9 protein-coding genes and 1 pseudogene are annotated in these 6,390 nt (G+C 71.8%); 3 read left to right on the forward strand and 7 right to left on the reverse strand.

The features are described from left to right. Positions 1-17: 17 nt before the first annotated feature. From ACGF4C_RS09245 to ACGF4C_RS09255, 3 genes are all read right to left on the reverse strand, one after another. The gene (locus ACGF4C_RS09245) at positions 18-596 is read right to left on the reverse strand and encodes a GNAT family N-acetyltransferase (RefSeq protein ID WP_393564645.1); all 579 of its coding nucleotides are present in this window, start codon (positions 594-596) and stop codon (positions 18-20) included. Beyond that, complete coding sequence (locus ACGF4C_RS09250; protein WP_393564647.1) at positions 596-1,690, reverse strand: MerR family transcriptional regulator; 1,095 nt, start codon at positions 1,688-1,690, stop codon at positions 596-598. Before ACGF4C_RS09250 ends, ACGF4C_RS09245 begins: the two co-directional genes overlap by 1 nt. A 73-nt stretch (positions 1,691-1,763) precedes the next feature. Next, positions 1,764-2,921, reverse strand: coding sequence for an FAD-dependent monooxygenase (locus ACGF4C_RS09255; RefSeq protein ID WP_393564649.1), 1,158 nt, complete (start codon positions 2,919-2,921; stop codon positions 1,764-1,766). A gap of 76 nt (positions 2,922-2,997) precedes the next feature. Between ACGF4C_RS09255 and ACGF4C_RS09260 the strand changes: the two genes are divergently transcribed. Then, positions 2,998-3,555: a TetR/AcrR family transcriptional regulator gene (locus ACGF4C_RS09260; RefSeq protein WP_393564651.1), complete on the forward strand. Its 558-nt coding sequence runs from the start codon at positions 2,998-3,000 to the stop codon at positions 3,553-3,555. 57 nt (positions 3,556-3,612) lie between these two features. On the opposite strand, the gene ACGF4C_RS09265 is transcribed toward ACGF4C_RS09260, so the two are convergent. Further along, positions 3,613-3,747: a hypothetical protein gene (locus tag ACGF4C_RS09265; protein WP_393564653.1), complete on the reverse strand. Its 135-nt coding sequence runs from the start codon at positions 3,745-3,747 to the stop codon at positions 3,613-3,615. Positions 3,748-3,906: 159 nt separating this feature from the next. Between ACGF4C_RS09265 and ACGF4C_RS09270 the strand changes: the two genes are divergently transcribed. After that, on the forward strand, positions 3,907-4,059 hold the full coding sequence (locus ACGF4C_RS09270) for a hypothetical protein (protein WP_199816279.1): 153 nt from the start codon (positions 3,907-3,909) through the stop codon (positions 4,057-4,059). A 186-nt stretch (positions 4,060-4,245) separates the two neighbouring features. Here the strand turns inward: ACGF4C_RS09270 and ACGF4C_RS09275 are convergent. Beyond that, positions 4,246-4,335, reverse strand: a pseudogene (locus ACGF4C_RS09275) (MerR family DNA-binding transcriptional regulator); the annotation flags it as partial. Positions 4,336-4,425: 90 nt separating this feature from the next. Then, the gene (locus tag ACGF4C_RS09280) at positions 4,426-4,935 is read right to left on the reverse strand and encodes a hypothetical protein (protein WP_393564655.1); all 510 of its coding nucleotides are present in this window, start codon (positions 4,933-4,935) and stop codon (positions 4,426-4,428) included. A 247-nt stretch (positions 4,936-5,182) separates the two neighbouring features. Between ACGF4C_RS09280 and ACGF4C_RS09285 the strand changes: the two genes are divergently transcribed. Continuing rightward, entirely contained in the window at positions 5,183-5,572 is a 390-nt protein-coding gene (locus ACGF4C_RS09285) for a VOC family protein (protein ID WP_393564657.1), read from the forward strand. A 66-nt stretch (positions 5,573-5,638) separates the two neighbouring features. On the opposite strand, the gene ACGF4C_RS09290 is transcribed toward ACGF4C_RS09285, so the two are convergent. Continuing rightward, positions 5,639-6,184: a GNAT family N-acetyltransferase gene (locus tag ACGF4C_RS09290; RefSeq protein WP_393564658.1), complete on the reverse strand. Its 546-nt coding sequence runs from the start codon at positions 6,182-6,184 to the stop codon at positions 5,639-5,641. Positions 6,185-6,390: the final 206 nt, after the last annotated feature.

Raw genomic sequence — 6,390 nt, forward strand, 5'->3', positions numbered from 1 at the left:
TCGAGCCGTCACGGCACTCAGGTCGTGCGTTGCTCCTCCCGGCGCAGGACGTGCAGGTGGCCGTCGAGGGGGAAGGTGGGCGGCGCGGCGGGAAGGATGCGGTCGAAGGCGAAGTGGGTCTTCTCCGCCACGCGGCACGACGCCTGGTTGCCGAGCCGGTGGAGGAGTTCGAGACGGTGCAGCCCGTGGGTGCCGAAGGCGCGGAACGCCCAGTCGGTCACGGCCTGGAGGGCGCGCGGTGCCACGCCTCGTCCGCGGGCGGGGGCCGCGGTCCAGTAGCCCACTTCTGCTGACGGCTTGCCGTGGGCGACGGCCTTGAGGACCACGTGGCCCATCAACTGACCAGGCGCGCAACGGGGGTTGGCTTCCTGGATGGCGAAGGCGAATCGGTCGCCGGTGGTCCAGCCCTGTCGTTGGGCCTCGATCCAGCGCAGGCCGTCGGCCTCGTCGCGCACGCGAACGCTGGTCCAGCTCCGCAGAACGGGGTCCCGGCACGCCTCGACCAGCGCGGGGACGTCCGTCGAGCGCCAGGGCCGGAGCAGGAGGGCGGGCGTGGTCGTCGTAGCGTCCACGTGCAGGGGGACAGGGGCCGTCATCAGCAGGACGTCCGGAGTCGCAGCGCCCGGACGGACCAGTCGAGCACCGGCGCCGTGGGCTCCGGGGCCGGCCAGCCGTTGATCGCCGCGAGCAGCTGGAAGTAGCGGTCCCTGCGCGGGTCGTTCATGGATTCCAGGCGGTGCAGCAATTGGCGATGGACCTCGGGGGTGTCTTCGCAGGTCTCCTCGGGGGTGCCCTCAGGTGTGTCAAGGCGGCCGAGCACGGTCGCGTAGTGGGCTGTGAGGGCCGCGACGGTCGGATCGGCTTGGGGCGCGGCCGGGTCGATGCCTGCGGCCAGTGCCGGACCGACGTACGCGCGGACGACCGCGGCCAGGTCGGGGCTGGGGCCCGCGCCGGCACCGGGCTGCTCGGCGGCGTACTCCTCGACCATCCGGCGCACTGCTGCCCGGAAGTCCGTGTCCAGGGCCAGTTCGGCCAGTTCCACCCAGGCCCGGACCTGCTCGGCGTGCGGATCGTCGGGCAGCTCAGGGGTCATCGAGCGCACGATCGCCGTGAATTCCGTACCTGCGGGGGCAATTTCAGGACCGCGGTGGGGAGGGGCGTCGATGTCGCCGAAGAGGGCGTTGAGGAAGTCGCCGATCAGCTCTCGGCGTTGCTCTTCGGAGAGCTGGGACAGCTTGTGCATGGAATCGGTCTCCTCGGGTGTGGAACCGCGCTCGGCCACCGCCGTCAGCACCGCGTGCCGCAGCCGCAGTACGCGGATCTGTACGGACAGGGCTTCGGCGTGGGCCGCGGCGACCTCCGGGAGGGAGACCTCGCGCTCCATGACCTTGCGGACGGTGGCGAGATCCAGCCCCAGGTCGCGCAGGGTCCGTACGAGCTCCAGGCGGGCGACGGCGGTGGCGTCGTAACGGCGGTAGCCGGCCGGGCTGCGGTCGGTCGGCGCCACGATGCCGCGGTCGGAGTAGAAGCGGATGGTCTTGACCGTGAGACCGGTGCGCCTGGCCAGTTCACCGATGGAGTGGAGGCCTTCGTCGCCGAGGTCGTCGCCGTAGGGGCCGTCGTCGTAGGGGCCGTCGGCGTAGGGGCCGTCGCCTTCGGAGGGGTGGGAGTGGAGGTCGTCGCCGTGCATGTCCTTTACCTTTGCGTCTCCCCTTACTGGAGACTCAAGTCCTTCAGGTCCCTCAAGGCCCTCAAGTCCCTCGTCAGGGCAGGCGCGGCGGCGTCCAGTCGGCATGGCGCAGGGCGGTGCGGACGGTGGCGCGGGACGGGGCGAGTCGGAGTGCGGTGTTGCGCAGGGCGATGACCAAGGGGTGGGTCAGTTGCTGGCCCATACGGCCGGCCTGGCGCGCCGCGCGGGCGACGGACTGGCTACGGGGGCGGCGTTCCGCGTCGTAGCGGGTCAGTGCCGCCTCGACGCGGGGCTCGGCGGCCAGAACGGCGGCGAGGGTGGCCGCGTCCTCCAGGGCCTGGCAGGCGCCCTGGCCGAGGTTCGGCGTCATGGCGTGGGCCGCGTCACCGAGCAGGGCGATGCGGCCCACGGCGTAGGTGGGCAGGGTGGTGGCCAGTTCGTTGATGTCGTGGTGCAGGACGGCCTCGGGACGGGTGGCGTCCAGCAGCGCCGGGATGGGGTCGTGCCAGTCGGCGAACCGGCGGCGCAGCTCGGCGAGCGGATCGGAAAAACGCACGCCGGCGGGCGAGTTGAGGACCGCATGCCACTCGGCCCGGCCGTCCGTGAAGGCGATGTGGCCGAACTCGGCGCCCGGGCCCCAGGTCAGTTCGAAGTCGGTGCGCAGCTCGACCGGGTGCTCGGTGATGGCACGCAGTACGGTCGAGCCGCTGTACACCGGGCCGGGGTGGCCGGGGAAGAGCTGGCTGCGCAGCCGGCTGTTGATGCCGTCGGCGGCCACGACCAGGTCCGCTTCGAGCCGGGTCTCCCCCAGCGGTATCCGCACCCGGGCCGGGTCGGAGCGGTCGACGGAGGTCACCTCGGCGCCGATCAGGAGTGCCTCGGGCGGCAGTGCCTCGCGGAGCGCCCGGTGGAGCGCGGCGCGCGGGATGCCGACGATCGGGGTGCCCAGTTCGCGCTCCAGCGCCGCGCCGTCCATACGGGCCAGCCGGCCTCCGTCCGGCGTACGGGTGCCGCCGACGTACTGCGGCCGTGCGGCCGCGCGTACCGCTGCGCCGACACCGAGGGCGTCCAGGGCGCGGATGCCGTTGGCGTGCAGGGAGATGCCCGCGCCGGCGTCGTCGAGGACCGGAGCACGTTCGACGACGGTCACGTCCCAGCCGATCCGGCGCAGGCCGATCGCCGCGGCCAGCCCGCCGATGCCCCCGCCGACCACCACTGCACTGCTGCCCACAACGGCCCCCTCTCCGCCGATCTTCTACAGATGTAGAAGAGCGTATACCGCACCTCTACAGGTGTAGAAAGGAGGGGTGACCACAGATCGACGTACGGTTCTCGCTGACGCCGCCATCGACGTGCTCGCCGAGGCCGGGATGCGGGGGCTGACCCACCGGGCCGTGGACCGCGCGGCGGACCTGCCGGCGGGCACCACCTCCGCGTACTACCGCACCCGGCAGGCACTGCTCACCGCGCTGGTCCGGCGGCTCGTCGTACGCGACCAGGCGGAGCTGCAGAGCGCGGGGGAAGCGACGCCCGCGCCGCGCGACGCCGACGAACTGGCCGGGCAGATCGCCGGGTTCGTCGAGCGGCGGCTCACGGGAGAAGGGCGGCAGCGGTCCCTCGCGCGCTATGCCTGCGCCCTGGAGAGCGCGCACCATCCTGAGCTGCGCGAGATCCTGGTACCGCGGGAGAACGCCGGCCGGGACACCGTGCGCGACTTCCTGGCCGCGCAGGGGGTGGCCGACGCCGAAGGGCGCACGCTCACCCTGCTGGCCTGCGTGGACGGGCTGGTCTTCGACCGTCTGCTGGGCGGCGGGGGCGTGCTGGAGGAGGAGATCCGGGGACTGATCGCCGCTGCGTTGCGGTAGCCCCGCGGAGGCATGCGGTCGCGGGGAGGATGCTGTCCGGCCGCCCCGCTCGGCCGCTCACGGCCCCAGCGGCTCCCAGCCGAAGAAGATCGCCCCGAAGATGCTGAGCACCCACAGCACGGCGAGCGCCGCGACCACGCCGAGCGCGGCGATTCCGATCACAACTGCTTTGGCCCCTGCGGTATTTGCCATGGCTCGATTCTCCTCCTCGCCTTGTCCGGACTGTGCGGCGGGGTGCCGGTTGCGGGGGCGCCGGCCAGCGCGGGCCACCGGTCACCGGAAGGGTTACGCTCGATGCAGGCAGGCGTTCCGACCGCAGTGGCGGCCACGAGCCAGTACGCGGAGGCGGCCATGAGCCAGTACGACGAATACACGACTCCGTCGCAGGCCGAGGGCGAGCGGCTGGAGGAGGACATGGACCCGGGCCAGCCGCAGCACCCCGAGACGATGCGGACCCAGCCTTCCCAGGCGGAGGGCGAGCGCCGGGCCGAAGACGACGAGTGAGGGGCCATCGGCCGACGGGCGGAGGGCCGCAGGCCAAGGACCGAGGGCCGAGGACGCGCAGCTGGTCCCGGAGCGCGTCGAGCACGCCGGGGCAGGCCGTACCGCGGCCGTGCCGGTGGTGCACGGCAGCACCTGACGGATGACCCGGGTGGGCAGTCCGGCCGCGAGGAGGGCCCGGATGCGGCGTACGGCGGCGGCGTCGGCTTCCGCGTAGGCCCGGTAGCCGTTGGCCAGCCGCTCGGGCCGCAGCAGGCCCGCCCGCTCGTAGTAGCGCAGCGGCCGCTCGCTGGTGCTGGGCGGGAATCTGGCGGAGCTGCTGGGCCTGGGGGGACGCGCGCGGTGAGCATGCTCGGTGGGCGCGCCCGGTCAGCGTGCTCCGTGGGCGTGCTCCTGCACCGTGGCCGGGATGATCCGGTAGTCCCGTTCGAAGACGATGTTGTGGAGCTCGGCGGCCGCGATCTCGCGCAGGGCCGACAGTTTGGCGGCGGCCTGCTCCTCGGTGAAGACGTTGAGCGGCCAGTCGCGCAAGGGGCCACCGCGCAGATGCGGATGGTGAAACGCGGCGCCGAAGAAGGCGTGCAGGACGATGGGGCTGACACCGGCGTCCCGCTGCTCGGGCCAGGTGAGGGACCAGACCGCGTCGGCGCCCGCGTCGTCCGACCGCATCCCGGTGGCCAGGATCTCCCCGGTGCCCAGGAGCAGGTCCTCGTTGATCTCGCCGAGTGCCTGCCGGGCGTACGGGTCGAGGAGCTCGACCGTCCGGGCGAAGAGACGCTCCTTGTCCTCACGGGAGGCCGCGCGCTGGTGCGTACCGTCACGGAGATCGGCGAAATGCCTCAGCAGCTCTGCGGTGTATCCGGGCCGGGACGCGTCCATGGGTCCTCCTCACTGGGGCGCGGCGCCACGGGCGGCGGGCACTGAGCGGGCACGCCGCGGGCGGCTCTCTCCCTCCAGCGTTTGCCCGGACGGGCGGATCCGCACGCCGAGATGCCTGGGAACCGGAGCTCCGGGGAAATTGGCTGCAGACCACAAGGAGGTCGGTTACGCTCTGCGGCGACATCGCGTGCCGGTCACCGGCTGGGTGAGGCATGGAGGTGTCGGGAGATGCCTTCGGAGGCATTCCTTGTCAGTCGAGTTGAACCACACGATCATCCACGCCCGGGACAACCGGGAGTCCGCCGCCTTCTTCGCGGAACTGCTGGGCCTTGACATCACCGCGGAATGGGGCCCGTTCATCGCCGTCGGTCTGGGCAATGGCGTCACGCTGGACTTCGCCACGATCCCCGCGGACAAAATCACCCCGCAGCACTACGCCTTCCTGATCTCCGAGGAGGAGTTCGACCGGGCGTACGCGCAGATCAAGCAGCTCGGCATCGAGCACTGGGCCGATCCGCACCAGCAACAGCCCGGCTCGATCAACCACAACGACGGTGGTCGGGGCGTGTATTTCCTGGACCCGGCGGGTCATGCGATGGAGCTCATCACCGTGCCGTACGGCGGCTGGGCAGCGTAGGCAGCTGAGCCGGAGGCCGCACCCCGGCGAGGGGTGCGGCCTCCGGCGACCTGCCCTACGTGGGGCTCAACGGGTCAGGTGGACGCTCGGGGAGGGCTCCGGAGTGTCCTGGGCCGTGGACACCACCAGCATCTTGGTGACCCCTCCGGTGTCGGAGACGACGTCGCGTACGTGGCGGAAGCCGAGTCGTTCGGAGAGGGCGAGGCTGGCGGTGTTCTCGGCGCCGACCATGCCGTAGACCTCTTTGAGGCCGAGGGTGTCCGCGGCGTAGCTCAGCAGGCCCTGGACGAGTTCGCGGCCCAGGCCCTGGCCCCAGTGTTTTCTGACCAGGGCGACGATGGCCTCGTGGCCGTCGACGTTGCCGGTCTTCTTGATCTCGGCGTGGCCGACGTAGTCGCCGTCGGACCAGACCCCCCACACGTCGAAGAGGTTCTTGCCGTAGACGTCGGTGAGGATCGAGCGGTAGATGGTGCGGATCTCCGCTTCGGAACATCTCTCCTGGCCCATCCAGCGACAGACCACTTCGTCGCTGAGGAGCTCGACGAAGTCGTCCTCGTCCTCGGGCCGGTAGGGGCGGAAGAGCAGCCGGGCGGTGCGCAGGGTCGGGGTCATGGCAGACGTCCTTGTCTCGGTGGGAGGGCCGCGGGCGAAGGGCCTCATAGCGATGTCCGGGGGTTGCGGGTGTGGGGGGACGGGTTGCTCGGTCGGCGTGGGGGGGGGGGGGGGGGCGCCGCCCCCCCCCCGGGGCGGAAGTCCCACGTCCAGGAGACCCCCCCAAACAAACCACGCAACAGCGGCCGGCCGATCGAGCGTAAACA

It is taken from the genome of Streptomyces sp. NPDC048197 (assembly GCF_043202395.1).
GTDB classification, from domain to species: domain Bacteria; phylum Actinomycetota; class Actinomycetes; order Streptomycetales; family Streptomycetaceae; genus Streptomyces; species Streptomyces siderophoricus.